Origin of the sequence: Gottschalkia acidurici 9a, assembly GCF_000299355.1 — a bacterium.
In the GTDB taxonomy this organism is placed as follows: Bacteria; Bacillota; Clostridia; order Tissierellales; family Gottschalkiaceae; genus Gottschalkia; species Gottschalkia acidurici.
This window is the reverse complement of record NC_018664.1, coordinates 1,906,583-1,933,456: the sequence shown is the minus strand read 5'-3', so window position 1 is coordinate 1,933,456 and position 26,874 is coordinate 1,906,583. Positions and strand designations below refer to the sequence as shown.

Here is a 26,874-nt window from a genome sequence, read left to right as displayed (position 1 = left end):
ATATTATAATATATATATACTGCAATATATTACTTGAATTCAGTTAAAACTTATATATAAATTACAACGATTTTAAAAAGAAAGGTTGGTTATATATGTGCAATAAGCAAGTCGCATCAAACTTTATTAGAAACATAGTAGTAGAAGATTTAGAAAGTGGAAAACATAGTGAAATAATTACTAGATTTCCACCAGAGCCAAACGGTTATTTGCATATTGGCCATGCTAAATCTATAGTTCTAAATTTTGAATTAGCAGATGAGTTTAAAGGTAAAACAAATTTAAGATTTGATGATACAAACCCTACAAAAGAAGAAGTTGAGTATGTTGAATCGATAAAAGAGGATGTAAAATGGTTAGGATTCGAATGGGATAACTTATATTTTGCATCGGACTATTTTGAAGAAATGTACAATAGGGCTGTAGTTCTTATTAAAAAGGGTAAAGCATTCGTTTGTGATTTAACTGCAGAGGAAATAAGAGAACATAGAGGAACATTAACGGAGCCTGGAAAAGAAAGTCCATATAGAAATAGAACAGTTGAAGAAAACTTAAGTTTATTTGAACGTATGCGCAAAGGTGAATTTAAAGATGGCGAAAAGGTTCTAAGAGCTAAAATCGATATGTCATCTCCTAATATAAATATGAGAGATCCTGTAATATACCGTATAGCTCATGCTACTCACCATAATACAGGAGATAAGTGGTGTATATATCCTATGTATGACTTTGCTCATCCTTTAGAAGATGCTATAGAAGCAATAACTCATTCAATATGTACATTAGAATTTGAAGATCATAGACCACTATATGATTGGTTTGTTAAAGAATGTGAAATGGAAAGTGTACCAAGACAAATAGAGTTTGCAAGACTTAATATAACTAATACAGTTATGAGTAAGAGAAAGCTTAAACAACTAGTAGACGAAGGTGTAGTAGATGGATGGGATGACCCTAGAATGCCTACTATATCAGGTCTTAGAAGAAGAGGATATACACCAGAATCTATAAGAAATTTCTGTAGAGAAATAGGTGTAGCTAAAAATAATAGTTTGGTAGATGAACAAATGCTACAACACTTTGTAAGAGAGGATTTAAAAGTTAAGTCACCAAGAACAATGGCAGTAATAGATCCTTTAAAAGTAGTTATAACTAATTATCCTGAAGGACAAGTTGAGATGTTAGATGCTGAAAACAATGCAGATAACGAAGAATTAGGAAATCGTCAAATCCCTTTCTCTAGAGAAATATATATCGAGAGAGAAGACTTTATGGAGAATCCTATACCAAAATATTTTAGACTTTTCCTAGGGAATGAAGTTAGACTTAGAGGAGCATACTTCATAAAATGTAATAATGTTGTGAAAGATAAAGATGGAAATATAAAAGAAATTCATTGTACTTATGATCCAAAAACTAAAAGTGGAACAGGATTTACAGGAAGAAAAGTAAAGTCTACAATTCACTGGGTAGATGCAAGTCAAGCTGTACCAGCAGAGTTTAGACTGTATGAACCACTTATATTAGACGATGAAGAAGGAGAAGAGGAAGAACACTTTTTAGAAAGAATAAATCCTAATTCACTACAAATTGTCAATGGATTCATAGAGCCAAGTATGAAGGATGCTAAACCACAAGATAAATACCAACTGCTTAGACATGGATATTTTAATGTAGATTCTAGAAATAGTACAAAAGATAAGCTAGTATTTAATAGAATAGTATCTTTAAAGAGTTCATTTAAAATAAAATAAAACATCTAGAACAAAGCGCTATCTAATATTACAGTACACTAAATAATATTGGATAGCGCTTGTTTTATAAGTCTAAATTGATATACTATACATAATAACAAAAGTTGTAATGAAATGTATTTATGAGACTAAAAGGAAACCTATAAGAAAGGAAAATGTACATGCTTGTAGATTCAAAAAAAGCATTTTTAACACTCTCAATCGTATTGAATATTACGGGATGGTATCTACTTTATACAGCTTTTTCTGAAAAAGGATATATAGAAACAAATATTCTTATGTCACAAGAGCTTGCTCTGTCTAGCATGTTTCTTGTGTATTTCACTAAAAATAAATACTTTTATATTATAGCTGGAATACTTAACATACTACTATTTTTGGCTCTTCCGTTAGGGTGGATATTAGGAACGTTGATACTAGGACCTTGATTATTAAAGGGGTTAAAAAATGATTTATTACATATGAATAGTATTATCTACAATAACATGCGCTTTTGTTATATTAAATTTTTATCCTTCGTATGAAGGCGAATTATATCCACTATTTTTAGATATAACAACTATATTTATGTTTATTCCTACATATTTTATTTTTTCTTTAGGGATACTTCCACAACTGGTAAAATTATTAAAATTAATAATCATAATTTACACCATAGCTTTTATACATTCATTACATTTTTTAAACGGGTACCCTATTGAGATAAGATGCTTTATATCTATAATTGGAGTAATGATAGGATTTATATATAAAACTGTGACTAATATAATGAAAAGTAATAGGTGATAAATGATTTTTGAAGTCGTTTTGTTAATAGAAAAATATAAGAGCAAAAAAGAAATATGGAGATAAACGGCACGTAAAAATGAATGAACAACAATTATTAAGAAATATATGCTGTTTATACCGCTTAAGATGTTGTTTATTCTAAACTAAACAGAAGTAATAACAGATACACTAATAAAAAAAGTGCAGTTAATCATCTTATATGCTGCAATATGAAATAGTATGATATTAGAGTTTTAATTTTCAAGCTTAAAATAGAGTGGATAATGATAAGGAGATATATTCTACACTCTATCCTAATAAATATACATTATATTCACACAATACAATAATGAATATATTAATAACAAATATAGAGAGAAACAAATTGAGGCTCGAGCTTTAATAAATATAATAAAAAGTACAAAATTCTTTTATTATAAAAAAGTAAGAATAAATATTCAAAAAATCTATTGACATTGAATAAATAATCTTATATACTCATAATTAAATAAAACAATATAAAAATCTAATGATTGGAAGAGTAAATATAGAATAGTTTAAGCGAGCTAGAGTTGGTGGAAGTCTAGCAACTAAACTATATTGAAAAGAGTCCATGAAGAGAAATGCTAAAAATATTTATACAATTATGTATAAATACTAGTAAGTATTTCCGGCGATTGTCGTTAAAATGAAGGAGTGGAAATGAATAAATATTCAAATATATATTCATTTCAATAAGAGTGGTAGCGCGAAAATAACCTTTCGTCTCTTAAATATAGAGATGAAGGGTTTTTATTATATATAGGAGGGGTAAAAATGATAAAAGTAGGAATCATAGGAGCAACTGGATATGTAGGAACGGAATTAGTTAGACTTCTAAGATCACACAAAGAAGTAGAGATAAAATATATTACATCTCAAAGCTATATAGGGCAAAAGTATGATTCAATATATGAAAACTTTAGAGATGTATTTCAAATAGAATGTAGTGAACAAGATCTAGAAAAAATAGCGGAAGAAGTAGATGTAATGTTTATAGCATTACCACATGGAATAGCCTCAAAAGAAATCACAGCCAGTATACTAGAAAAGTGTAAAGTAATAGATCTAGGAGCAGACTATAGATTAAAAAATCAAGATGTTTATGAAGAATGGTATAATACTAACCACTTATCGCCAGAACTTTTAGAAGAAGCAGTATATGGGCTTTGTGAAATAAATAGAGAAGAAATAAAGAAAGCTAGACTTATAGCAAACCCAGGATGCTATCCAACTAGCAGTACATTAAGCTTAGCTCCACTCTTAAAGGAAGATCTTATAGAAAAAGATAGTATAATAATAGACGCTAAATCAGGGGTAACAGGCGCAGGAAGAAGCTTAAACTTAGGAACGCACTATACAGAATGTAATGAGTCCATAAAGGCTTATGGGGTAGCATCACACAGACATACACCAGAAATAGAAGAACAGTTAAGTTATCTTGGGGAAGAAGAAGTATATATAAACTTTACTCCACACTTAGTACCTATGAATAGGGGAATACTTACAACTTCATATGCTAAATTAAAAGAAAAACTAAGCTATAAAGATGTAAAAAGTATTTATGAAAAATATTATAAAGATGAATATTTTGTTAGATTAACTAAAGAAGGGATACTTCCAGAAACTAAATGGGTTAAAGGGTCTAACTTTTGTGATATAGGATTAAAGGTTGATGAAAGAACAGGAAGAGTAATAGTTATAGGGGCAATAGACAATATGATTAAAGGTGCTGCAGGTCAGGCAGTTCAAAATATGAATATACTATTTAACTTAGATGAAAAAACTGGATTAGATGATGTATCTATATTCCCAGGTTAATAGGATCTTTTAATAATATAGGGTAGGTGAATTAAATGAAAATTATAGATGGCGGAATAACGAGTCCAAAGGGATTTAAATCTACAGGATTTTATGCAGGAATAAGAAAAAAGAAAAATGATATGGCATTAATATATAGTGAAGTTAAAGCAAAAGCCGTAGGTGTATTTACTAAGAACACTGTAAAAGCTGCACCAGTAATATGGGATCAAGAGGTATTGAATAAAAAAGGAAACATTCAGGCTATAGTAGTGAATAGTGGAAATGCCAATGCTTGTACAGGAGAGTCAGGAAAAGAACATGCTAAAATAATGGCTGAAACTACCGCAGAGTGTTTAAATTTAAAAACAGAAGAAGTATTAGTATCTTCTACAGGGGTTATAGGAGTACCACTTCCTATAGACATTATCGAAAAAGGAATAAAAGAAAACTATGATAAGTTGGGAAATGCCAAAAACGATAGTGATTTAGCTGCTGAAGCTATAATGACTACAGATACTTTTCCAAAAAAGATAGCTATTGAACTAGAGATCGATAACAAGATAATAACAATCGCAGGAATAGCAAAAGGTTCAGGTATGATACATCCTAATATGGGAACTATGCTAGGATATATCACAACTGATGTAAATATATCAAGAGAATTATTAGACAAAGCATTAAAAACAAGTACATTAGATTCATACAATATGATCTCGGTAGATGGAGATACAAGTACTAATGATACAGTAATAGTAATGGCTAATGGGATGGCAGAAAACACAGAGATAATGATAGAAAATGAAGACTATAAAAAATTTAAAGAAGCACTACACTTTGTGAATACTAATCTATCAAAGCAAATAGTAAAAGATGGCGAGGGAGCCGGAAAGTTTTTAGCTGTTTCGGTGGATGGAGCAAAAACTAAAGAAGATGCAAGAGTTCTAACAAAGTCAGTTATAAATTCTAGTTTAGTTAAAACGGCTTTCTTTGGAGAAGATGCTAACTGGGGAAGAATAGTTTGTGCTATGGGATATACAGGCATAGAGTTTGACTTAAATAAAACTAGTATAAACTTTACTAGTGATGGAAAAAGAATAGACCTAATGGAAAATGGAGTACCACTAGAGTTCAGTGAAGAACAAGCAAAAGAAGTATTGAAAGCGTCGGAAATAGAAGTAAATATAACTCTAGGAGAAGGTAGCGAAACTGCAACAGCTTGGGGTTGCGACCTAAGTTATGATTATGTAAAGATAAATGCTGATTATAGAACTTGATACAAATTATAGGGGGTAATGTAACTGTTAAAAAAATCTTATAAAAGATTAAAAAAGCCTACTATTTTTTAGTAGACTCTAGTAAAAGTTTAATGGCTCTATCTAATAATTTTGATATAGGAATATCAGTTTTATCAGAATATTCTTTTAGTTCCTCATAAAGTTTTGTATCAATGGCATTAGATATTCTAGTTCTATTTTTTAATCCATATTTATTCATTACTTATCACCCTCTTAAAATTTATTATATCATTTCAAGTCACTACCTGCAATTACCATCAATTACTGATATAATCTTATTAAGGTGGTGATAAGGTTGATAAAGGGATTAAATATAAGACTATATCCAACAAGAGAACAAGAAATCCTTATGTATAAACACATAGGAAGTATGAGATTTGTCTGGAATTGGGCATTAAATAAACAGATAAAACATTATAAAGAAACAAACAAAAAACTATCTATAGTAGACTTGGGAAAAGAATTAACTAAATTAAAGCAATTAAAAGAATACACATGGTTGTATGAAGTGTCAAATGCAACACTTAAAGAATCTATAAGAGATTTGGATAAAGCATACCAAAGATTTTTCAAAGGTAGTGGTTTTCCTAAATTTAAAAGCAAAAAGAAATCCGAACCTAGATTTTATAGCAGGTATGAAAAAATTAAATTTACTAGAGATGTTGTTAATTTAGAAAAGATAGGTAAGGTAAGATATAGAGCAGATTACAATATAGATTTAACTCAAATAGCTAAATTTTCAAATCCTAGAGTGAAGTTTAATGGTAGGTGTTGGGTACTTACTTTAGGAATAGAAATCGAACCCCAAAAAGCTAACTTAAATGATTTTAGCTTGGGGATAGATTTAGACATAAGTCAACTTGCAATAACAAATATAGATGAATTAGGCATTAAAAATATAAATAAAACTCATAGAGTTAAAAAGTTAAATAAGAAGTTAAAAAGATTACAAAGACAATGTTCACGAAAATATGAAATGAATAAGGAGGGAAGTCGTTACCAAAAGACTAGGAACATTGTAAAACTCGAAAAGAAGATTAAAAGACTTCATAATAAGTTAAAAAACATCAGATTAAATCACATATATCAAGCTACTAATAAAATGGTGAAAACCAAACCATCAAGAGTAGTAATGGAGAATTTAAATGTTAGTGGTATGATGAAAAATAGGCATTTATCAAAGGCAATAGCAGAGCAAGGACTTTGTACATTCATAAGCCAAATGAAGTATAAGTGTAAAAAAGATGGAATTAAATTTATTCAAGCACCTAGATTTTATCCTAGTAGTAAAACTTGTAGTAAGTGTGGAACTATCAAAAAAGACTTAAAACTTTCAGACAGGACTTACAAATGTGAATGTGGTTTTATTTGTGATAGAGATAAAAATGCTAGTTACAATCTTGCAAACTATGGTTTAGAAAAATCATCTTAAAAGATTTTCTAAACTGGGTAATCGTTACAACCCCTTATGATAAAAATATCATAACAAAGCCTATGGAATGCCGTATCAAACGAAAGTAGTAAGTAGTATCACGAAATCGGACATTGTGAAGTAGGAAAGAAACAAAATCTTTATTTATAGAGTTTTATAAGGTTTTGGTAACGGAAATATTGATGGAACAACACATAAATAAAGCGAAAACTCTCATAGAGGCAATACCATATATAAAGTCATTTAGAGGCAAAACAGTAGTTATAAAGTATGGTGGAAGTGCTATGGTAGATGAAAGAATAAAGGAACTTATGATGAAAGATATAGCACTTTTAAAACTACTGGGGATAGAAATAGTACTAGTACATGGCGGGGGACCATTTATAAATGAAAACTTACAAAGACTTAATAAACAGCCAGAATTTAAAGAAGGTCTTAGAGTAACGGATGAAGAAACTATGGAAATTGTTGAGATGGTGCTATCAGGAAAAATAAATAAAGAAATAGTAAATGATATTCAAAAAAATGGCATACCATCTGTCGGTATAAGTGGAAAAGACGGAATGACACTTAAAGCTAGAAAATTACTAGCGAATGGAGTAGATATAGGGTTTGTTGGGGAAATAGAATCTGTAGATACAAAAGTAATAGAGTGTTTGCTAGGATGTGGAATGTTACCAGTAATAGCGCCGGTAGGAAGAGATGAGGAAGGAAATAGTTATAATGTAAATGCAGACTACGCTGCAGTAGCTATAGCAAGTGCATTGAATGCACAAAAATTAGTATTCATAACTGATGTAAAGGGTGTAATGAAAGATGTAAATGATCCAAGTTCACTTATAACACTTATGAATATAAAAGAAGCTAGAGAAAATATAGAAAAAGGAATAATATCAGGTGGAATGATACCTAAAGTTGAGTGCTGTGTAGATGCAGTAGAAAGTGGAGTAAAAACTGTTCATATAATAGATGGTAGAGTTGAGCATAGTATGCTTTTAGAGATATTCACTCAAGAAGGTATAGGAACTATGTTTAGAATGAATGGAGATGAATAAAATGACTAATAAAGAAATGTTAGAACAAAATAAAAATTATATAATGAGCACATATGCTTCATTTCCAATAGCACTTGAAAATGGAGACGGAGTGCACGTATGGGATGTGGAAGGTAAAAAATATATAGACTTTGTGTCTGGAATAGCAGTAAATTGCTTAGGATATAATGATGAAAAATTTATAGCATCGATAACAGATCAGCTTACAAAGATTCATCACTCCTCGAATCTATACTTAACTAAGCCAAGTATAGAGTTAGCAAAGATGCTAGTTGAAAATAGTGATTTTGATAAAGTATTTTTCTGTAACAGTGGAACGGAGTCGGTAGAAGCAGGACTTAAACTTAGCCGTAAGTATGGAAATGAAAAAAAAGGTAAAGACTGTTATGAGATAATAACTATGATAAATTCTTTTCATGGAAGAACACTAGGATCAATAACAGCAACAGGACAGAAAAAGTATCAGGAAGGATTTGGTCCATTACTACCAGGAGTAAAATATGCTCTTTATAACGACTTTGAAACTCTTGAAAGTATGGTAAGTGACAAAACCTGTGCAATAGTTTTAGAAGTTATACAAGGCGAGGGTGGAGTGTATCAAGCAGATAAAGAATATCTTCAAAAAGTAAGAGAGCTTTGTGATGAAAATGATATTGTATTAATGTTTGATGAAGTTCAAACAGGGATAGGTCGTACAGGGAAGTTATTTGGGTACCAAATACATGGAGTAAAGCCAGATATAATATGTTTAGCTAAAGGTCTCGGTGGGGGAATTCCAATTGGAGCTATGATGGCTACAGATAAGGTGGCATCTGTGTTTGAACCAGGAAACCATGCTTCAACTTTTGGAGGAAATCCAATAGCTACAACTGCAGGAGTAAACATATTGAATAGACTGATTAATGATGGAATACTTCAAAATGTAGAAAAACAAGGAGAATATTTAAGAGAAAGATTACAAGGATTAAAAGAAAATAATCCAGCAATTAAAGAGATAAGGGGATGTGGACTTATACAGGGGATAGAATTAGATACCCCTGGGTCAGAATTAACTAACAAATGTATCGAAAAAGGACTACTGTTAGTTGGTGCTGGACCGAATGTTGTGAGATTTTTACCACCATTAATAATAAATTCTAAAGAAATAGATGAAGCTATAAGCATACTGGATAGTTCATTGAGTGAAATGTAATATAATAGAGCAAATAAAAAACTCTTTATAGAAGAATTCTTCTATAAAGAGTTTTTTATTTGATGAATAGAAAAAAAGTAATTTTAAATAAATACGATTTATATTAGAAATTAAATAAAATTTGATTACTAAATACCTTAGTCACATTTAACGATTTTAATTAAAAAATTAACTATAGTCATTAAATAATTATTGATATTCATAAACAATCATAGTATAATGTATTAAATAATAAATATAGGAGGTATTTTTAATATGCAAAGTGAAATTAAAAAAAGAAAAATAAAGAAAAGTGTAAAAATTATTGGAACTATTGTCAGAGCTATAACTGTCGTAGGCTACATAGGAATTATTGCTTGTCTACTTACAGCTATAAGTGCAATTTTTAAGCCTACTTTTATTTTTAACACTATGTATCTTGATGAAGTTCTTATACAAAACTCTATAGATCCTGATATCTTCACAAGAAAGCTTGCTGTTTCTCTTATGATAAAGTATATAATGAATATTGTGTTTGTTATACTGATCCTTAAGTCTTTGGGGAGAATTCTTAGCACAATAGAGAATGGTGAACCATTTGATAGTAGAAATCATAGTGAAATCTCTATCATTGGATGGATTACTATAGCCAGTGTGAATTTAATACCTATTCTAGAGTACTTCGTTAGAACTATAATTTTAAAACTACCTAGTAATCTAAAGGGAATTGGCAGTGATGGTGTTTTAAGATATTACTCTACCAGCGTTGACTGGAAGATTACTTTACTTGGAATATTTTTAGGGGTATTAATAATTATCCTAGCACAGGTATTTAAATATGGAACATACTTACAAAATGAATATGACTCTACACTATAGGAAAGACAAATCAATTTTGTAGTGTAAATATATAGTATTAGGGGTGATAGAGTGTCTATAGAAATACACCTGGATAGGATATTAGTTGAAAGAAAAATGCAATTAAATCAATTAGCAGAAGAGGTAGGGGTTAGCATAGTAAATTTGTCAAATATAAAAACGGGAAAAATTAAAGCTATTAGATTTTCAACTTTGAATGCCATATGTAAAGCTTTAAATTGTCAACCAGGAGATATAATGATATATGTTAATGATGAAATTGGTATTGAAGAAGATGAATAGTAAAATATATAAGGAAAGATAATCTTAGAGAAATAAACATCTATATAGCTAAAAAGTATTCTAAATATCTCTTTTAGTTTAAAATGATACTTCAATTATTGATAAAAAAGAGTATTCATTTTAAAAAGGCAGGTTAAACATAAGAAACCTGCCTTTTGTTGGATTACATATTAATTTCTCGTGTTTTAGTATTTTAGCTTAATTTAGACCAATTAACAATTAAATAATAAAAATTATTTTCTTCTCCTTAAATTTCGTCCAAATCTATTTAAAGAGAAATTGATTAATATTATACCTGCTATTACAAAGTAATAACCTATTTTGCTTGCTTCTCCATTAAAGTTTATTTTAACCACTCCTCTAACTTGTTCTTGTTACATATAATTATTTCTCTCCCCTTTATATCTATAATATTCTCTTTACTAAATTGACTTAAGGCTCTACTAATTGTTTCTCTAGAGGTGCCTATCAGACTTGCTAGCTCTTCTCTAGTCAGGTTTAAATCTAATTTCAATGTATTATCATCATTAGAGTCAATACCATGCTTACTAGAAAGAGTTAAAAGTAATTTTGCAACTCTAACATATGTATCGTTTAAAGCTATATTTGTTATCTTTTCTTGTGAGTTGTGAAGTTCATTACTCAGAATTTTAATAAAGTCTAGTGCTAAATCAGAATTATTTCTTATAAGATTTTCTAGATCACTATTTTTAAGTGTATAAACTAAAGAATCCTCTATAGTCATGATAGTAGCTGGATTAAGAGAGTCACTAAAGAGTGTAGTTCCTGCTAACACGCTACCACTTCCCTTTATATCTAAAATTACATTTTTTCCTGTACTAGATGTCTTATAAACTTTTACCTTGCCTTCTTTTATTATGTAAATGTCATTACTTTTATTGCCTTCAGAAATTATTATATTTCCTTTTTTATAGATCCTTTCCTTAGCCACACTTGCAATATCTTTCAAGACATCGTTACTTAAATTTTTAAATAATGGAACTTTTCTTAAAGAATCTTTTATCATAAAATCTCCCTTCAAATTAATAGTAATTACATATAAGTCAAATTAAATTAATATACTTAAATTATACTAAAAAAATACGCTGTAACAAACAAGAAAAGAAAAATAAGTAGAAAGGAATGAATATAATGAGAAAATCATTTATAATAATTATAACACTATTTATTCTAACAACTTTTTTATTCGCTAAAACTTACTCAAGTACACAGCCAGCTAGTGTTACAATTAATAATATAGTATTTAAAGAAGGTTTGAATGAAAATTTAGTAAAAAAATATTTTTCAACAAATGAAGAAGCAAAAAAACAAGCAGAAAAAAGAATAAAAGAAATAGTAATTAAAGATCTAGGATATAGTGATTGGACAGAGTATATGGATTACATTGAAATTTCATTATATCCTATAGACATAATAGGTGATAAAAAAAAGGAACTAATAATAGCAGTTAACTTATCTAAGAATTTAGGAACAATAGCTATATATAAAACAAACAATGGTGGATATGAGCTTGCTAATAAAATTGAGAACTTAACAAGTATAAAAGGTGTATCTGTAAAAAGAAATGATACTAGTGATAAAAGATTTTTAATGGTAGAAGAAGTTTTAGATGAGAGTATAGGGGCCTACTTTACAGATAACTTTATTAGACTATTTACTGAAATAGATAATGAATTTAAAGAAGTATTTAGAGAGTCATTAAATTATGAAGCATTTTATTATGAAAAGTGGATAGATCCTTCAAAAGAAAAGCCTAAATGGTTTAAACTAAATGAGAAAAGTGTAGTCGACTATACATACAATGTTGATAATCATATAAGTCTGCTGGTATCAAAGACAATAGAGAGGTCTGAAGCTAAAGATAATGCAGATCATACTATTCCTAAAAAGTTTAAAAAAGTTGAAGAAGATTTTTTTGAAATAAAGTACATTTGGAGTGAAAAATACTCTTCATTCATATTAGGAGAAGGAGAGATTCTTTCTAGTAAAGAAGAAGTGGGAATTCTAGAAGATACTAGCAAGACCGCAGATTATCTATTGAAATTAGGAGATAAATACTATAAAGTGATAAATAAGAATATGGAGATTAAATATATAAAAGAGAATGAAATAAAAATAATAGAAGATTACAGCGATAAAAATTAATACTAATAAACTGTAAGATAAAGTGAGGTATCGTCACTAAAGAACAGAGGGGTGAAAATTGTGACAGAGAAAACTTATCTTGAAAATCCATACTTAAGGGAGTTTAAAGGAAAAGTTATAAAAAAAGAAAAAGTAAATGATATGTATCATATATATTTAAATAGAACTGTATTTTATCCTAATACAATGCATAGTGAGCTAAAAGATAAAGGGACTATAAATGGAATTGAGGTATTAGATGTATTTGAGAAAGGTGAACATATTGTTCATGTATTAAAAGAAAATATAAGTTCTAAAGATGTAAATATTTTAATAGATTGGAATAATAGATTTGACTACATGCAACAACATACAGGTCAACATCTTTTATCTGCTTCTATACATAAACTTTATGATAAAGAGACTATAAACTTTAGGTTAGACGAAAGTTATGCTTATATAGAAATAAATATAGAAAAGATTAAAGGTGAGGATATAAGTAGAATAGAAAAATTTGCAAATAGTATAATTCACTCTAATTTTAAAATTAAGACATATGAATTAAGTAAAGAAAGTCAATCTGAAATAGAATCAGGTACTAGAGTGGCGGAAATAGATAATATATATATTACACCCTGTGAAAGTATACATTGTAGTAATTCGGGAGAGGTTGGAATAATTAAAATATTAGATTATGAAGAAATTGAAAATAAGGGTATAGTAATAAAATTTGTATGTGGCAATAGAGCATTGAGAGATTATGAAAAGAAAAACGAATGTATAAATAGTGTATCTAAGTTACTTTCTTTAGAAGAAAGGGATATATATAAAGGTGTTGAATTATTATTAGATAAAAAAGAGAAACTAGAAGAGCAAGTTAGAATATTAAGAGAAGAAATAGGTATGTATAATCGAAAATAAATGTTTAAGTGAGAAAGGGTGTAGTAATTGAAAGAAATTGTAATAAAAAAACTAGAGGATAGAGGAGTAACAATAGATGATATTGCTGATCTAGTTATTGAACTTCAAAAAGATTATATAAAAATATCTATGGAACAGGCTAAGAATAATATAGAAAGTGTATTATCTAAAAGGGAAGTTCAACACGCTATATTAACAGGAATACAGATAGATGAATTAGCTGAAAAGAATTTACTAGAAGAGCCACTATTATCTATAGTGAAAAGAGATGAACCTCTTTATGGTGTAGATGAAATATTAACCTTGGGCATAACTAATATATATGGAACAATAGGGTTAACAAATTTTGGATACTTAGATAAGTTAAAACTAGGAATAGTCGGAGAGGTTGATAGAATAGGTAAGGAAACAGATAGAGTAAATACTTTTTTAGATGATTTGATATGTGGAATTGTAGCAGCAGCATGTTCAAAAATAGCACATGGAAACTATGCTTAAAAAGTTATTATAAAATAATTAACTCACTTCTTGTGATAATAAGATCTCAAGAAATGAGTTTTTTTATTTATATTATAAATCTTTATACTTAAAGTCTTCTTTTAAAATATGATTACCAATCCAATTAGCAGTAAAGTCTAGAAGTTGTAATAGTACTGTCTTCTGTTTATCATCTACATCCTTAGATTCTATACTTGAAATTTTATCTATAAAGGCACTATGTAGCTTCTTATGTTCGTCAAGGTATGAGAAATTTTTAGAACTCATATATTTTTCCTCAAAATCAAAATGGTAAACAGCATAATTTTTTAATTCATCTAATATTTTTATAATTTCATCATAATGATCTAAGCCATCCTTTAAAGTTGCTAAAACATAAATTTCAGAACCTAGTTCAAATAATTTTCTGTGTTGTAAATCAATCTCATCTATTCCTGTGTTAAACTCATCTTTCCACTTAAATAACATTCAAACACCCCCAAAATTATTCTCTATTACCTTATATTATATCAAAGATAGAAAAATATTAAAAGCACATGTATATATATAAACTAAACTGAATAAAAAAACGATAAACATATTGACAATTGATATAAAGTATAGATATAATCAGATTAATAAAATATTGAGTAATAAAAAACATTGTAAGTATATGCATGTATTCTAATGCGAAGAAAGGGGATTGTTATGCCGATTAATTTAAAAGGAAGAAGCTTTTTAAAGTTACTGGACTTTACACCTAAAGAAATAGAATACTTAATAGATTTATCTGAAGAGTTAAAAAAACTTAAATATGCTGGGATAAAACCTAGAAATTTAGAGGGAAAAAATATAGCATTAATATTTGAAAAAGCATCAACTAGAACAAGATGTTCATTCATAGTTGCAGCAGTAGATGAAGGCGCACATCCAGAATATCTAGGAAAAGGGGATATTCAATTAGGAAAAAAAGAATCAGTAAAAGATACAGCTAGAGTACTTGGAAGAATGTTTGATGGAATACAGTTTAGAGGATTTAGTCATGATACAGTGGAAGAACTTGCAAAATATGCAGGAGTGCCAGTTTGGAATGGACTTACAGATAAGTTTCATCCGACACAAATACTAGCAGACTTTCTAACTATAAAAGAGAAAAAAGGATACTTAAAAGGTATAAAGTTTGCGTATATAGGTGATGGAAGAAATAATATGGCTAACTCACTTTTAATAGGTGCGGCTAAAATGGGTATGGATTTTAGAATAGTAGCACCAAAAGAACTATTTCCAGAAGATGAGATAGTAAAAGCAGGAGAAGAAATAATAAAAGAAACAGATGGAAAAATAACTATAACAGATAATATAGATGAAGGTGTAAAAGGCGTAGATGTAATTTATACAGATGTATGGGTATCTATGGGAGAAGAAGATCAGTTTGAAGAGAGAATAAATCAACTTAAAGCATATCAAGTAAATATGGATATGATAAAAAAGGCTGATAAAGATGTAATATTTATGCACTGTTTACCAGCTTTTCATGATCAAGATACAGATGTAGGAAGAGAAGTACTTGAAAAGTATGGACTAGAAGCAATGGAAGTTACTGACGAAGTATTTGAAAGTAAACACTCAGTAGTATTTGATGAAGCTGAGAATAGAATGCATACTATAAAAGCTATTATGGTAGCAACTTTAGGAAAATAAAATTAACACTATAAAAGCTCATTATCGCAGTATATTGCTGATAATGAGCTTTTATAGTGTTAACTTAAAATGAGATGTATGTTAAAATTATGTAATAGAACGATATAAAGATAAAAATATGATAGGAGTAAAAAATGAAAAGACCTTTTCTATGGATTTTTATATTTTATCTGTTGGGTATTATATTTTATCGTACGTTTCAAACTAATATAGATCTAACATTGACACTAATGTTAATAGCTATAATTTCAACATTGATACTTTATATCCTTAGAGTAAGAAGATATATAAGATATATAGTTTTAATAATAATTTTTCTAATAGGTATAATAGCCACTAATCATAGTGTTGAAAAAAATATGCTCCCCCAATTTGATGAAAAAGAAGTGAAATTAGAGGGAATAGTAAAAGATACTATAGCTAAAGAAAAAGGCTTTGAGAAGTATCTAGTATATGTGAAAAAGATAAAGTATAAAGATAAAATTTATAATATAAATGAAAAAACAATATTGAATATTTATAGTGATACAAAGATAAAAGTAGGAGATAAAATACTAGATGAAGTAAAAATAAAAGAACCAAATAGAAATACCAATCCTAGATTATTTAATTATAAATTACATCTACAAACTAAGGATATATTTTCTGTGGGAAGTAGCAATGGATATTCAATTAAAATATTAAGTAGTAAAAATATAAGTACTCTTGAAAAAAGCTCTATAAGGTTTAGAGAATGGGTTTCCCTGAAACTAGATGAAAGCTTAAACAAAAGAAACAGTTTAATTATAAAGTCTATTATATTAGGAGATGATTCATTTCTAGATAAAGAAGAGGTAGATAAATTTAGAAGCTTAGGATTATCACATATACTTGCCATCTCAGGTCTGCATATAGGAATAATATATGGAGCCATAATATTCTGCTTTGATGTTTTAAAGTTCAATAGAAAGTTTTCTATGGTATTGTCTATATTAATCATATGGATATATGGATACTTAGTTGGATATCCACCTTCAGTTCTTAGAGGAAGTATTATGTTTAGTATTTTAATAATAGCTAGTATTACATACTATAGATATGATTCTTTAAACATACTTCCTCTTTCAGGATTTATAATGTTAACTTATAGACCACTTTGGCTATTTAGCATAGGATTTCAGCTGTCATTTTTAGCAACGTTTACAATAATACTATTTACTCCAAAGATAAAAGAGATAGTTAAGATTAAAAACATGACAATTAAAAATTCTATATCAGTAATAATAGCGGCACAGATAGGAGTGCTACCTATAGTCATATACTACTTTAATGAGTTACAAATACTATCTATAGTAGCTAACTTAATAGTAGTACCATTATTATCTTCTGGACTAGTTTTAGGTTTTTTAATATTATTAACTTCTATGATAAATACTAAAGTAAGCTTGCTTATAGGGATACTAGCAAATATAATTCTAAATTTATCTAATTTTATTTCTGATATATTGCACAAATTCACATATCTAAATATAATTTTTTACTCACCATCTTTTTTTGAAATTATTTTTTACTATTTTATTGTAATTACATTATTAAAAATAATAGATATAACTTTGATAAGTAAGAAAATTCAAAGAGTTATATATGGATACTTTATAATTTGTTTAGTATTTAATACTGTGAGTAAATCATTTTATGAAGATATAAGTGTAGAATTTATAGATGTTGGACAAGGAGATAGTTGTTTGATAAGATTTAATAATAAAAATATTTTAGTAGATACTGGTGGAAGTATTCTAAGTAATTTTAATATAGGAGAAAATATACTTCTTCCATACTTACAGAAAACAGGTGTAAATAGTATAGACGGAATTTTTTTAACACACTTTCATGAAGATCATGCCCAAGGGGTTTTATCTTTATTAGGAAGTATGAAGGTAAAAAATATATTTATAGGATATACGGATTATAATAGTAATCTCTATAGAGATATAATGAAACTATCCAAGCAAAGCAATGTGCCAATAAAAATAATAATCGAAGGTAATAAATTAAAAATTAATAAGGATAGTTATATAGAGGTATTAAATCCATTGAATAGTGAAGTAGGTTACACTGATGATAACAATAAGTCTTTAACATTTATATTAAGTATATATAATAAAAAGCTACTTTTTACAGGTGATATAGAGAAAGAAAGTGAAGCGCGAATTATAAATAAGCATAAAAGTCAGAGTGTAGATATATTAAAAGTACCTCATCATGGAAGTAAAACATCTTCAACGGAGGAATTTATAAATCACTTCAGTCCAAGAGTTGCAGTCATTCAAGTTGGGAGAAATAATTTTGGACATCCGGATGAAAGTGTTTTGAAAAGATACAGAGATAGTAAAACTAAAATATTAAGAAATGATAAATCAGGACTTATAACTGCAAATATAACTAAAGAGAAAATAAGTATTTCGAGTTATATAACCAATAAAAAGAGCTTTACCAACTTCCTTATGAAAAATATATATTCAATATGTAGCTATATCCTGTATAATGGCATTATAATAAGATTTATACTAGAATACAAAAAGAGGAGACAGTATGAGTTATAAAGAGTTTTTGACAGATATAGAAAAAAAGCAGTTAAAAAGAGTCTATTTATTATTTGGGAAAGAGATGTATTTGAAAGATATAATAATATCCAAAATAAAACAAGACTACTTAGATAGTTCGTTTGAAACACTAAACTATATACATATAGACGGAAAGAAAACTACAGATGATGAGATAATAAATGCTTGTGAGACGCTTCCATTTATGTCAGAGAAAAAAATCGTGGTAGTAGAAGATTTAGATATATTTAAGGGTAAAGGCAAGGATGAATCGGTTGAAAGAGATGAAAGACAAGTAGAAGAATTAGATAAGTATATTTTAGATATGAGTGAATCTACTTGTTTAATATTTATATGTAAAGAAGAAAAAATTGATAGCAGAAAAAAGATAGTTAAAAATATAAAAAAAAGTGGTCTTATAGTAGAACTTGACAAACTAAAAGGGGATGAATTAGAGCGTTGGGTATCTAGTCAATTTAAGGATCATGGAAAAAAGATATTAAAAAATGACATACTATATTTTCTAAATTTATCATCTTACTTAGAGAAGAGTACGAATAAAACGCTATATGACTTAGAAAATGAAATAAATAAGATTATAAGCTATATAGGAAGTAGAGAAGAAGTTACTAAAAAAGATGTAGATAGCATATCATCTAAAAGCTTAGAAAATGATATATTTAAGCTAGTAGATTTTATTGGACAAAAAAATACTGCTATGGCTATATCGATGTTTAACGAAATGACAATAGGTGGAGAACCTATACAGAAAATAATGTATATGATAGTAAGGCAAGTTAGACTTTTATTTATGACTAAGTTATTGTATGAAAAAGGATATAGTATTGGAGCAATAGGACAGAAAATAAATGTATATCACAACTTTATCGTTCAAAAATTAATTAATCAAGGAAGAAACTTTACAACAGAAGAGCTCTTAAATGGATTGAAAAAATGTATATCTACAGATGAGAATATAAAGACTGGAAAAATAGATGGTAAATTAGGAATGGAAATATTTATAGTTGAATTTTCCCAGAAGTTAAACTAATTTTATAAAAGTGAATAAAAGATATATTTTTAAAATAAATTGGGTATAAAGACGTATATATTCTAAAAAGATACTAAGAAAATATGATAGAAAGAGGTGGAACCGTTAGCAGGACTTACATAACGGGCTTAATATGAATGAAAAAATAAAAGTTACACTTCCAGGAAACATATCCAAAGAGGTTGATATTGAAACAACTACATTGGAAATAATAGGGACAGGAAAAAAGGCAGGACAACCACTAGCTGCAATAGTAAATGGGGAAATAGTAGAACTTTATAGAAGACTTAAAGCAGATTCTAATATCGTTCCTATTAATATAACAGATAGAATAGGATACTCAATCTATGCTAGAAGCATTTCGTATATGTTTGTACTAGCAGCTCATGAAGTATTTAAAGATGCCTCAGTAGTTATAGATCATGCGATAAATAACGAAATTTATGGAGAGATATTCTGCGATAGAGAAATTGATGAAAAAGATATACTGAAAATAAAAGAAAAAATGATTGAGATAGTAAAGAGCGACGATATAATAGAAAGGGTTAAGGTAAGGAAAGAAGAAGCAGAAGCTATATTTAAATCTTATGGTGCAAATGACAAGTTAAGCTTATTAAAAAATGCACTAGACTATGAATATGTAAATTTATATAAATGTAGAGGAATGTATGACTATTTTTATGGGCCTATGGTTCCAAGTACAGGGTATTTGGAGCTTTTCGATGTTATGTTCATGAAACCAGGATTTATTATTATGCTTCCAGAAAAAAAAGAAATTGATAAGTTACCACCTTTTAGACATTTACCTAAGTTAAGATCTGTATATAAGGAAACTAAAAAATGGGCTAAAATATTAGAAGTATCAAACTTAGGAACTATTAATGAAAAAATTGAAACAGGAAAAATAAAAGATGTGATTTTAGTTGCAGAAGCATTACATGAAAAAAAGATAAGCCAAATAGCAGACTCTATATATGAACATAGAGATAAACTGAAGGTGGTATTGATAGCAGGACCAAGCTCATCTGGAAAAACCACATTCTCAAATAGATTATCTATACAGCTTAAGGTTCTAGGATTAGAGCCACATAATATAGAAGCTGACAATTACTTTGTAGATAGAGCTCACACTCCATTAAAACAAAATGGTGAGCCAGACTTTGAATCTATTAAAGCAGTAGATGTAGAACTCTTGAATGAACACCTTACTGAACTTTTAAAAGGAAATGAAATAGAGAACCCTAAGTATAACTTCATAACTGGACAAAGAGAAGCATCGGGTGAGAAGTATAAAATGACAGATAAGTCAATATTAATTGTAGAGGGAATACATGCCCTAAATGAAGAATTAACACCGACAATTCCAAAAGAGAGTAAATATAAAATCTATGTAAGTGCATTAACTCAATTAAATTTAGATAATCATAACAGCATGTATGTGTCAGACGTAAGAACACTAAGAAGAATGATAAGAGACAATAGAAGTAGAGGAAATGATGCAGAAACTACACTGATCGGTTGGCCTTCAGTAAGAGAAGGAGAGGAAAAAAATATATTTCCATATCAAGAAGAAGCAGATATTATGTTTAACTCAACAATTATATATGAAATGAGTGTTCTGAAAAAATATGCAGAACCACTACTTAAAGAAATAAAATCAGACAGTCCTGCATTTACAGAAGCTACTAGAATACTAAAACTTCTAAGATTCTTTCAAGATTTAGATGAAAAATACATTCCACAAAACTCAATCATAAGGGAGTTTATAGGTGGAAGCTGTTTCGAATAGATATGAAAGGCTCATAAATATTATTGATAATATTTATGAGCCTTTTTAGAATAAAAAAAGAGCATCCTTTATAAAGGATGCAGCTACATATATTAAACTGCTTTGTTTAATTTTTTTGCTAGACTACTAACTTTTCTTGAAGCAGCATTTTTGTGAAGAGTGTTTTTAGCAGCAGCTTGAGAAAGTTTTTTCTCAACAACTCTAAGTAATGATTTAGCTTCTTCAAAGTTTCCGTCCTCTAAAGCTTTGTTAAACTTAGTTATATAAGTTTTGATTTCTGTCTTTCTTGATTTATTTAAAGCAGTCTTAATTCTTGTAACGCTTATTCTTTTTTTAGCTGATTTAATATTTGCCAACTGGTTCACCCCCTTCGAATGCAATTAACAAAAGTAATTTTATCATGAAGAAATATAAAATGCAAGAAAAAAGAAGATTATTAGCCTTTAAAAATCAAAGATAGAGGTTTAAAAGAAAGAAATTTTACTGAATTTTAAAATTATTCTGAATTTAGAGAATAAAAAATGAGTAATAGCAAAAATTATATAAATACGATTAAAAAATAAATAGGGGTGAAAAAATGTTTCAGGTTAGAACAGATTTAGCAATAGAAGCAAGGGAACTTTATAGAGAAGGCTCGAATAGAGAGATCTCAGGAGTAGAAGTAGAAAAAGAGGAACAAGAGGACTATTCAGTAACTAGGGTAAAGATTTTAAATGAAATGGGAGCACAAAAAATGGGCAAACCTATAGGGAGTTATATAACTATAGAAGCACCGGCTCTTAAAAATGCTGATCAAGATTTAAAGGATGAAATGAGCAAAGTTTTAGCTAAAGAATTAAAAGCAGTAATAAATCCAGATAAATATACTAAATCACTAGTAGTAGGGTTAGGTAATAGAAATGTAACACCAGATGCACTAGGACCTAAAGCTATAGAAAAAATATATGTAACTAGACATTTCTTTAAAGCTTACAATAAGACAGAAGACGAAACATTAGCTGATGTTTCTGCTATAGCTCCAGGGGTTATGGGCATAACAGGAATAGAAACTAGTGAAACTATAAAAGGGATAGTAGAAAAAACTCAGCCAGACATAATAGTCGCAGTAGATGCTCTAGCTTCAAGAAAAATGGAAAGAGTAAATACTACTATTCAGATAACAGACACAGGAATAAGTCCAGGTTCTGGCGTAGGTACTGGAAGAAAAGCTTTAAATAAGGAGTTTTTAGGAGTACCAGTTATAGCAATAGGAGTACCTACAGTAGTAGATGCGGCTACAATAGTTAGTGATACCATAGACTTAATAATAGGAAACATGAAAAATGAAACTGATGTTGGAAGTGAGTTTTATAAAATGTTAGAGGACTTAAGTTCTCAAGAAAGGCATCAACTTATAGAAGAAGTACTAACTCCATCAATGCTTAATCTAGTAGTAACTCCAAAGGAGATAGATGATGTAATAAATGACTTGTCTCACATAGTAGCAAATGGTATAAATATATCACTTCATCATGGAATAGATTTAAAAGATGTTAATAGATATTTAAACTAAAAGAAAAGTATAATCATAAAGTCAATAATACGAGAATATAATTCACTATACTAATATACTTTAGAAAAAGTTAGGAGTGTTAGCTATGGTGAGATACATTAAGAATAAAAAAGGAAGCTTTTATATAATAGTAGCTATATTATGTATTGCTAACTTAATACTTGGATTTGAAGTGATAAAAAAATTTTCACAAAGAAAAGCTACAGTTCCTGTATTTAATGAAAATGTTGAAAAAAAGGAATCAGGACAAAGACCTAGAGATATAAATGAAGTTAATATAAAGGGAGAAAACTTCTTTTTAGATGTACTAGCTAGTAGTAACTCATATATGGGTACGACATTAAAAGAGAATTATAAAGAGAAAAATTTAAAAAGTAGTGTTGGAAATATAATTAGTAAACCCTTAGAATTCTTTAGCCCTAAAACGTATTTTAAAATGCAATTGCCAGCTATATTCACATTAGTAAATAGTGAACATGTAAATGTAGCTTCAAACATGTATAACGGGAATCCCGAAGAGAGTTTACACTATGAGGATATAATATTTACTGAAGATCCTTCAGAAAATTATAATGGGAAACAAGTAGAGACTACTAAGGATCTAATTAGCAGTGAAAAGCCAAATGCAATTAAGATTGATGATAAAAATCCGTATGTATTAATATACCATACACATGCAACTGAATCATACGCACCAATTAGTAAAAATAATTATCATACAGAGGAAAGACAATACAATGTAATAAGTATAGGAGAAATAATAGGAAGTGAGTTACAAAAAAAAGGTCATAAAGTAAAGCACGTAGACAAACCTCATGATCTTCCTGATTATAATAAGTCGTATGTAAACTCTTTAGCAACAATAAAAGACGAGTTGAATAAAAATAAGAGCTTGAAATTCGTACTAGATATCCATAGAGATGGGTATGACGAAAAAAGTCCATCTATAAATCAGTTAAAAAAGGCAGCACGTATTGATGTGAATGGAAAAAGTGCAGCGACTTTTTCTTTTGTTGTTGGTCCAGACAATCCGAATAAAGATGAACTATTAAAATTTACAAGATATTTAAGAGATAAAGCCAATGAAAAGTATCCAGGTATATGTAAGGGTGTACTAGTAAAGCCAGTAGGAAAATACAATCAGTATTTAAGCGACTACTCTGCACTTGTAGAAGTTGGAAGTAACTTAAATACAATAGATGAAGCTAAAGAAACGGGTAAGATATTAGCAGAAGTATTAGATGAAGTTATAAATGATTTAAAGGAAGATAAATAACTTCCTTTTTTTTATAGGAAAAAATGATATAATGCTCATTATAATCTTTTATTCTTTATAGAAAGTGAGGATAATGTATGAACTTAAGAAAAGAACTGATGGAATGGATAAAGTGTATAGTGGTATCAGTGATAATAGCTTTAGTTATAAGAACTTTTATATTTAATAGTACTAAAGTTATAGGAAGTTCTATGTACCCAACTTTACATGAAAACGATAGATTGTTTTCTATGAAAATAGTTTATCTTTTAGGAGAACCAAAAAGAGAAGATATAGTAGTTATTCAAGCACCAGATGATCCATCTAAAGACTATATAAAAAGAGTAATAGGAGTAGCAGGGGATAAGGTAGAAATAAAAGATGGTAATGTTTATGTTAACGGAGAAAAGAAAGAAGAAAAATATATAGCTGAGGGATCATTTACTGAAGTCTATAATGAGAATTCGTGGGAAGTACCAGAAGGATATATATTTGTTTTAGGAGATAATAGGGAGCCGGGAGCGAGTAAAGACAGTAGAAGTTTTGGTATAGTTGAAACGGATTCTGTAAAAGGAAAAGCCTCTTATAGATATTTTCCTTTTGATCGATTTGGCTCATTATAAAGTGATAATTACCTGCATATAACATATAAATAAAGCTCATAATAATTGTGGTGATTATTATGGGAACTAGGATGGAGAAATATAAAAATAAAAGAAATATAAGAATAGAAAAAAACTTAGAACTATATCTGTAATGTTATTAATAGCAGCACTAATCCTAGAATTAAGTATATTAGACAACGTACTGAGAGACATGACTGATACTCAAGATAAGAGTATGTATAGCTTTAATATTCAAGGAGATATGTACAGTATTCAACTGCTTGGAAAACAGTACTATGTAGAGAAATCAAGTGTTGAAAACATACTGTATAATATCAAAAATACTTATTATTCTATAGTGGACTATAAAGATAAAATACTAAACAAATAAAAGACCAGAATATTCTGGTCTTTTAACGATTTTTTACTTATGTTATAATTGTTTAGGATTAGTTACTTCCATTTTTCAAGGAGGATGAATGATGACGAAAGAAATGCAAGAAAGAATTAGGAATTTCTCTATAATAGCTCATATAGATCATGGAAAGTCTACACTAGCAGATAGACTTATTGAATCAACAGGCTTATTAACTAAAAGAGAAATGCAAGCGCAATTATTAGATAATATGGATTTGGAAAGAGAAAGAGGAATAACAATAAAGTTACAAACAACTAGATTAACATACAAAGCAAAAGACGGTAAAGAATATTACTTAAATTTAATAGATACTCCTGGACATGTAGACTTTAACTATGAAGTATCAAGAAGTTTAGCTGCATGCGAAGGGGCATTACTAGTAGTAGATGCCGCTCAAGGTATAGAGGCTCAGACGTTGGCTAATGTTTACTTAGCAATAGACCAGGACTTAGAAATAGTTCCAGTTATAAATAAAATAGACTTACCAAGTGCTAGACCAGACGAAATAAAGCAAGAGATAGAAGATGTAATAGGATTAGATGCTTCAGAAGCACCTCTTATTTCAGCTAAAGAAGGATTAAATATAGAAGATGTTTTAGAAAGCATAGTAGAAAAAGTACCAGCTCCAAGTGGAGACAGTGAAGCACCATTAAAAGCTCTTATATTTGACTCATATTATGATAGCTATAGAGGTGTTATAACTATGATAAGAGTGGTTGAGGGAAATATAAAGCCTGGTATGGAAGTTAAAATGATGGCAACAGGCAAAAAGTTTGAAATCACGGAAGTAGGAGTATTCTTACCAAAACAAACTCAAGTAAAAGGGTTAAGTGCAGGAGAGGTTGGATACATTTCAGCTAGTATTAAAAATGTAAAAGATGCGACTGTTGGGGATACAATAACAAGTGCTGCAAATCCGGCAGAAGAGCCATTGTCAGGCTATAAAAAGGTAACTCCAATGGTTTACTGTGGAATATACCCAGCAGAAGGCGAAGATTATAACAATATAAGAGATTCATTAGAAAAACTACAAGTTAATGATGCATCGTTGGTATTTGATGCAGAGAACTCAGTAGCTTTAGGATTTGGGTTTAGATGTGGATTCTTAGGTTTACTTCATATGGAAATTATACAGGAGAGACTAGAAAGAGAGTTTGACTTAAATATTATAACTACAGCACCAAGTGTTATATACAAGGTTATAAAAAATGATGGAGAAATAATGATATTACAAAATCCTACTAATTTACCTCCTCTTACAGAAATAGACTATATGGAAGAACCTATAGTAGATGTGAATGTAATGGCTCCAAAAGATTATGTAGGTCCTATTATGGATTTATGTCAGAATAGAAGGGGCACATTTAAAAACATGGAATATATAGATCAAACAAGAGTTAATATGCACTATGAACTACCTTTAAATGAAGTAATATATGATTTTTTTGATGCATTAAAATCAAAGACAAAAGGATATGCATCACTAGACTATGAGTTAAAAGGATATAGACAGTCTAAATTAGTTAAAATGGACATACTTATAAATGGAGAGTTAGTAGATGCATTCTCTATTATAGTTCATGAAGAAAAGGCATATGAAAGAGGAAAAATGATAGTTGAAAAACTTAGAGAAGTAATACCTAGACATCAGTTCGCTGTTCCTATACAAGCTGCAATAGGATCTAAAATAATAGCTAGAGAGACTGTTAGAGCTCTTAGAAAAGACGTACTTGCAAAATGTTACGGTGGAGATATCAGTAGAAAGAAAAAATTATTAGAGAAACAAAAAGAAGGTAAAAAGAGAATGAGACAAGTTGGTAATGTTGAAGTACCACAGGAGGCGTTCTTAACAGTACTTAAATACGATGAGAACTAGGGTTTTGTTATCTTTGTTGTAGAA

26 protein-coding genes and 1 other annotated feature are annotated in these 26,874 nt (G+C 29.0%); of the genes, 21 read left to right on the top strand and 5 right to left on the bottom strand.

All coding sequences use genetic code 11. The features are described from left to right. The first annotated feature begins 95 nt into the window (after positions 1-95). Complete coding sequence (locus CURI_RS09285; protein ID WP_014967998.1) at positions 96-1,754, top strand: glutamine--tRNA ligase/YqeY domain fusion protein; 1,659 nt, start codon at positions 96-98, stop codon at positions 1,752-1,754. A gap of 161 nt (positions 1,755-1,915) precedes the next feature. Continuing rightward, entirely contained in the window at positions 1,916-2,182 is a 267-nt protein-coding gene (locus CURI_RS09280) for a hypothetical protein (RefSeq protein WP_014967997.1), read from the top strand. A gap of 81 nt (positions 2,183-2,263) precedes the next feature. Here the strand turns inward: CURI_RS09280 and CURI_RS16380 are convergent, their stop codons facing one another. Next, a complete protein-coding gene (locus CURI_RS16380) occupies positions 2,264-2,398 on the bottom strand; it encodes a hypothetical protein (protein ID WP_266353368.1) in 135 nt (44 codons plus the stop codon). A gap of 644 nt (positions 2,399-3,042) precedes the next feature. Next, positions 3,043-3,295: a binding site (T-box leader), on the top strand. Positions 3,296-3,338: 43 nt separating this feature from the next. On the opposite strand from CURI_RS16380, the gene argC reads away from it, so the two are divergent. Both argC and argJ read left to right on the top strand, forming a co-directional pair. After that, positions 3,339-4,382, top strand: coding sequence for an N-acetyl-gamma-glutamyl-phosphate reductase (argC, locus tag CURI_RS09275; RefSeq protein ID WP_014967996.1), 1,044 nt, complete (start codon positions 3,339-3,341; stop codon positions 4,380-4,382). A 35-nt stretch (positions 4,383-4,417) separates the two neighbouring features. After that, positions 4,418-5,638: a bifunctional ornithine acetyltransferase/N-acetylglutamate synthase gene (gene argJ, locus CURI_RS09270; RefSeq protein ID WP_014967995.1), complete on the top strand. Its 1,221-nt coding sequence runs from the start codon at positions 4,418-4,420 to the stop codon at positions 5,636-5,638. A 61-nt stretch (positions 5,639-5,699) separates the two neighbouring features. Here argJ and CURI_RS15400 read toward each other — a convergent pair whose 3' ends face one another. After that, entirely contained in the window at positions 5,700-5,858 is a 159-nt protein-coding gene (locus CURI_RS15400; RefSeq protein ID WP_014967994.1) for a ribbon-helix-helix domain-containing protein, read from the bottom strand. A 96-nt stretch (positions 5,859-5,954) separates the two neighbouring features. Here CURI_RS15400 and CURI_RS09265 point away from each other — a divergent pair, with 96 nt between their 5' ends. The 5 genes from CURI_RS09265 to CURI_RS09245 all read left to right on the top strand — a co-directional run bounded on the left by CURI_RS09265 (position 5,955) and on the right by CURI_RS09245 (position 10,478). Further along, a complete protein-coding gene (locus CURI_RS09265) occupies positions 5,955-7,091 on the top strand; it encodes an RNA-guided endonuclease InsQ/TnpB family protein (RefSeq protein WP_014967993.1) in 1,137 nt (378 codons plus the stop codon). 182 nt (positions 7,092-7,273) lie between these two features. Continuing rightward, on the top strand, positions 7,274-8,146 hold the full coding sequence (gene argB, locus CURI_RS09260; RefSeq protein ID WP_041701735.1) for an acetylglutamate kinase: 873 nt from the start codon (positions 7,274-7,276) through the stop codon (positions 8,144-8,146). A gap of 1 nt (position 8,147) precedes the next feature. Continuing rightward, on the top strand, positions 8,148-9,338 hold the full coding sequence (locus CURI_RS09255) for an aspartate aminotransferase family protein (RefSeq protein ID WP_014967991.1): 1,191 nt from the start codon (positions 8,148-8,150) through the stop codon (positions 9,336-9,338). A 255-nt stretch (positions 9,339-9,593) separates the two neighbouring features. Next, entirely contained in the window at positions 9,594-10,196 is a 603-nt protein-coding gene (locus tag CURI_RS09250) for a DUF2975 domain-containing protein (RefSeq protein ID WP_014967990.1), read from the top strand. A gap of 51 nt (positions 10,197-10,247) precedes the next feature. Then, positions 10,248-10,478 (top strand): helix-turn-helix domain-containing protein, encoded by a 231-nt coding sequence (locus CURI_RS09245; RefSeq protein ID WP_014967989.1) that lies wholly within the window; start codon positions 10,248-10,250, stop codon positions 10,476-10,478. 343 nt (positions 10,479-10,821) lie between these two features. Here the strand turns inward: CURI_RS09245 and CURI_RS09240 are convergent, their stop codons facing one another. Continuing rightward, the gene (locus tag CURI_RS09240; RefSeq protein WP_014967988.1) at positions 10,822-11,505 is read right to left on the bottom strand and encodes a Crp/Fnr family transcriptional regulator; all 684 of its coding nucleotides are present in this window, start codon (positions 11,503-11,505) and stop codon (positions 10,822-10,824) included. A gap of 125 nt (positions 11,506-11,630) precedes the next feature. Between CURI_RS09240 and CURI_RS09235 the strand changes: the two genes are divergently transcribed. The 3 genes from CURI_RS09235 to CURI_RS09225 are packed head-to-tail and all read left to right on the top strand — an operon-like array spanning position 11,631 to position 14,042. Further along, complete coding sequence (locus CURI_RS09235) at positions 11,631-12,644, top strand: hypothetical protein (protein ID WP_014967987.1); 1,014 nt, start codon at positions 11,631-11,633, stop codon at positions 12,642-12,644. Positions 12,645-12,704: 60 nt separating this feature from the next. After that, the gene (locus CURI_RS09230; RefSeq protein WP_041701732.1) at positions 12,705-13,544 is read left to right on the top strand and encodes an alanyl-tRNA editing protein; all 840 of its coding nucleotides are present in this window, start codon (positions 12,705-12,707) and stop codon (positions 13,542-13,544) included. Between the two features lie 27 nt (positions 13,545-13,571). Further along, on the top strand, positions 13,572-14,042 hold the full coding sequence (locus CURI_RS09225) for a phosphatidylglycerophosphatase A family protein (protein WP_014967985.1): 471 nt from the start codon (positions 13,572-13,574) through the stop codon (positions 14,040-14,042). 72 nt (positions 14,043-14,114) lie between these two features. Here CURI_RS09225 and CURI_RS09220 read toward each other — a convergent pair whose 3' ends face one another. Beyond that, entirely contained in the window at positions 14,115-14,510 is a 396-nt protein-coding gene (locus tag CURI_RS09220) for a bacteriohemerythrin (protein WP_014967984.1), read from the bottom strand. 219 nt (positions 14,511-14,729) lie between these two features. Here CURI_RS09220 and argF point away from each other — a divergent pair, with 219 nt between their 5' ends. The 4 genes from argF (at position 14,730) to CURI_RS09200 (ending at position 21,144) form a co-directional block, all read left to right on the top strand. Then, positions 14,730-15,722, top strand: coding sequence for an ornithine carbamoyltransferase (argF, locus tag CURI_RS09215; protein WP_014967983.1), 993 nt, complete (start codon positions 14,730-14,732; stop codon positions 15,720-15,722). A gap of 134 nt (positions 15,723-15,856) precedes the next feature. After that, the gene (locus CURI_RS09210) at positions 15,857-18,304 is read left to right on the top strand and encodes a DNA internalization-related competence protein ComEC/Rec2 (RefSeq protein ID WP_014967982.1); all 2,448 of its coding nucleotides are present in this window, start codon (positions 15,857-15,859) and stop codon (positions 18,302-18,304) included. Then, entirely contained in the window at positions 18,294-19,355 is a 1,062-nt protein-coding gene (gene holA, locus CURI_RS09205; RefSeq protein ID WP_014967981.1) for a DNA polymerase III subunit delta, read from the top strand. Before CURI_RS09210 ends, holA begins: the two co-directional genes overlap by 11 nt. A gap of 133 nt (positions 19,356-19,488) precedes the next feature. Then, positions 19,489-21,144, top strand: coding sequence for a nucleoside kinase (locus CURI_RS09200; RefSeq protein WP_014967980.1), 1,656 nt, complete (start codon positions 19,489-19,491; stop codon positions 21,142-21,144). A 92-nt stretch (positions 21,145-21,236) separates the two neighbouring features. Here CURI_RS09200 and rpsT read toward each other — a convergent pair whose 3' ends face one another. Next, the gene (gene rpsT, locus CURI_RS09195; protein ID WP_014967979.1) at positions 21,237-21,500 is read right to left on the bottom strand and encodes a 30S ribosomal protein S20; all 264 of its coding nucleotides are present in this window, start codon (positions 21,498-21,500) and stop codon (positions 21,237-21,239) included. A gap of 221 nt (positions 21,501-21,721) precedes the next feature. Here rpsT and gpr point away from each other — a divergent pair, with 221 nt between their 5' ends. The 5 genes from gpr (at position 21,722) to lepA (ending at position 26,850) form a co-directional block, all read left to right on the top strand. Next, positions 21,722-22,696, top strand: a complete 975-nt coding sequence (gpr, locus tag CURI_RS09190) for a GPR endopeptidase (protein WP_014967978.1) — start codon at positions 21,722-21,724, stop codon at positions 22,694-22,696. An 85-nt stretch (positions 22,697-22,781) separates the two neighbouring features. Continuing rightward, complete coding sequence (gene spoIIP, locus CURI_RS09185) at positions 22,782-23,972, top strand: stage II sporulation protein P (protein WP_014967977.1); 1,191 nt, start codon at positions 22,782-22,784, stop codon at positions 23,970-23,972. A gap of 77 nt (positions 23,973-24,049) precedes the next feature. Then, the gene (lepB, locus tag CURI_RS09180; RefSeq protein ID WP_014967976.1) at positions 24,050-24,574 is read left to right on the top strand and encodes a signal peptidase I; all 525 of its coding nucleotides are present in this window, start codon (positions 24,050-24,052) and stop codon (positions 24,572-24,574) included. A gap of 133 nt (positions 24,575-24,707) precedes the next feature. Further along, positions 24,708-24,947: a hypothetical protein gene (locus CURI_RS09175; RefSeq protein WP_014967975.1), complete on the top strand. Its 240-nt coding sequence runs from the start codon at positions 24,708-24,710 to the stop codon at positions 24,945-24,947. Positions 24,948-25,035: 88 nt separating this feature from the next. Continuing rightward, positions 25,036-26,850: a translation elongation factor 4 gene (gene lepA / locus CURI_RS09170; RefSeq protein ID WP_014967974.1), complete on the top strand. Its 1,815-nt coding sequence runs from the start codon at positions 25,036-25,038 to the stop codon at positions 26,848-26,850. Positions 26,851-26,874 lie beyond the last annotated feature (24 nt).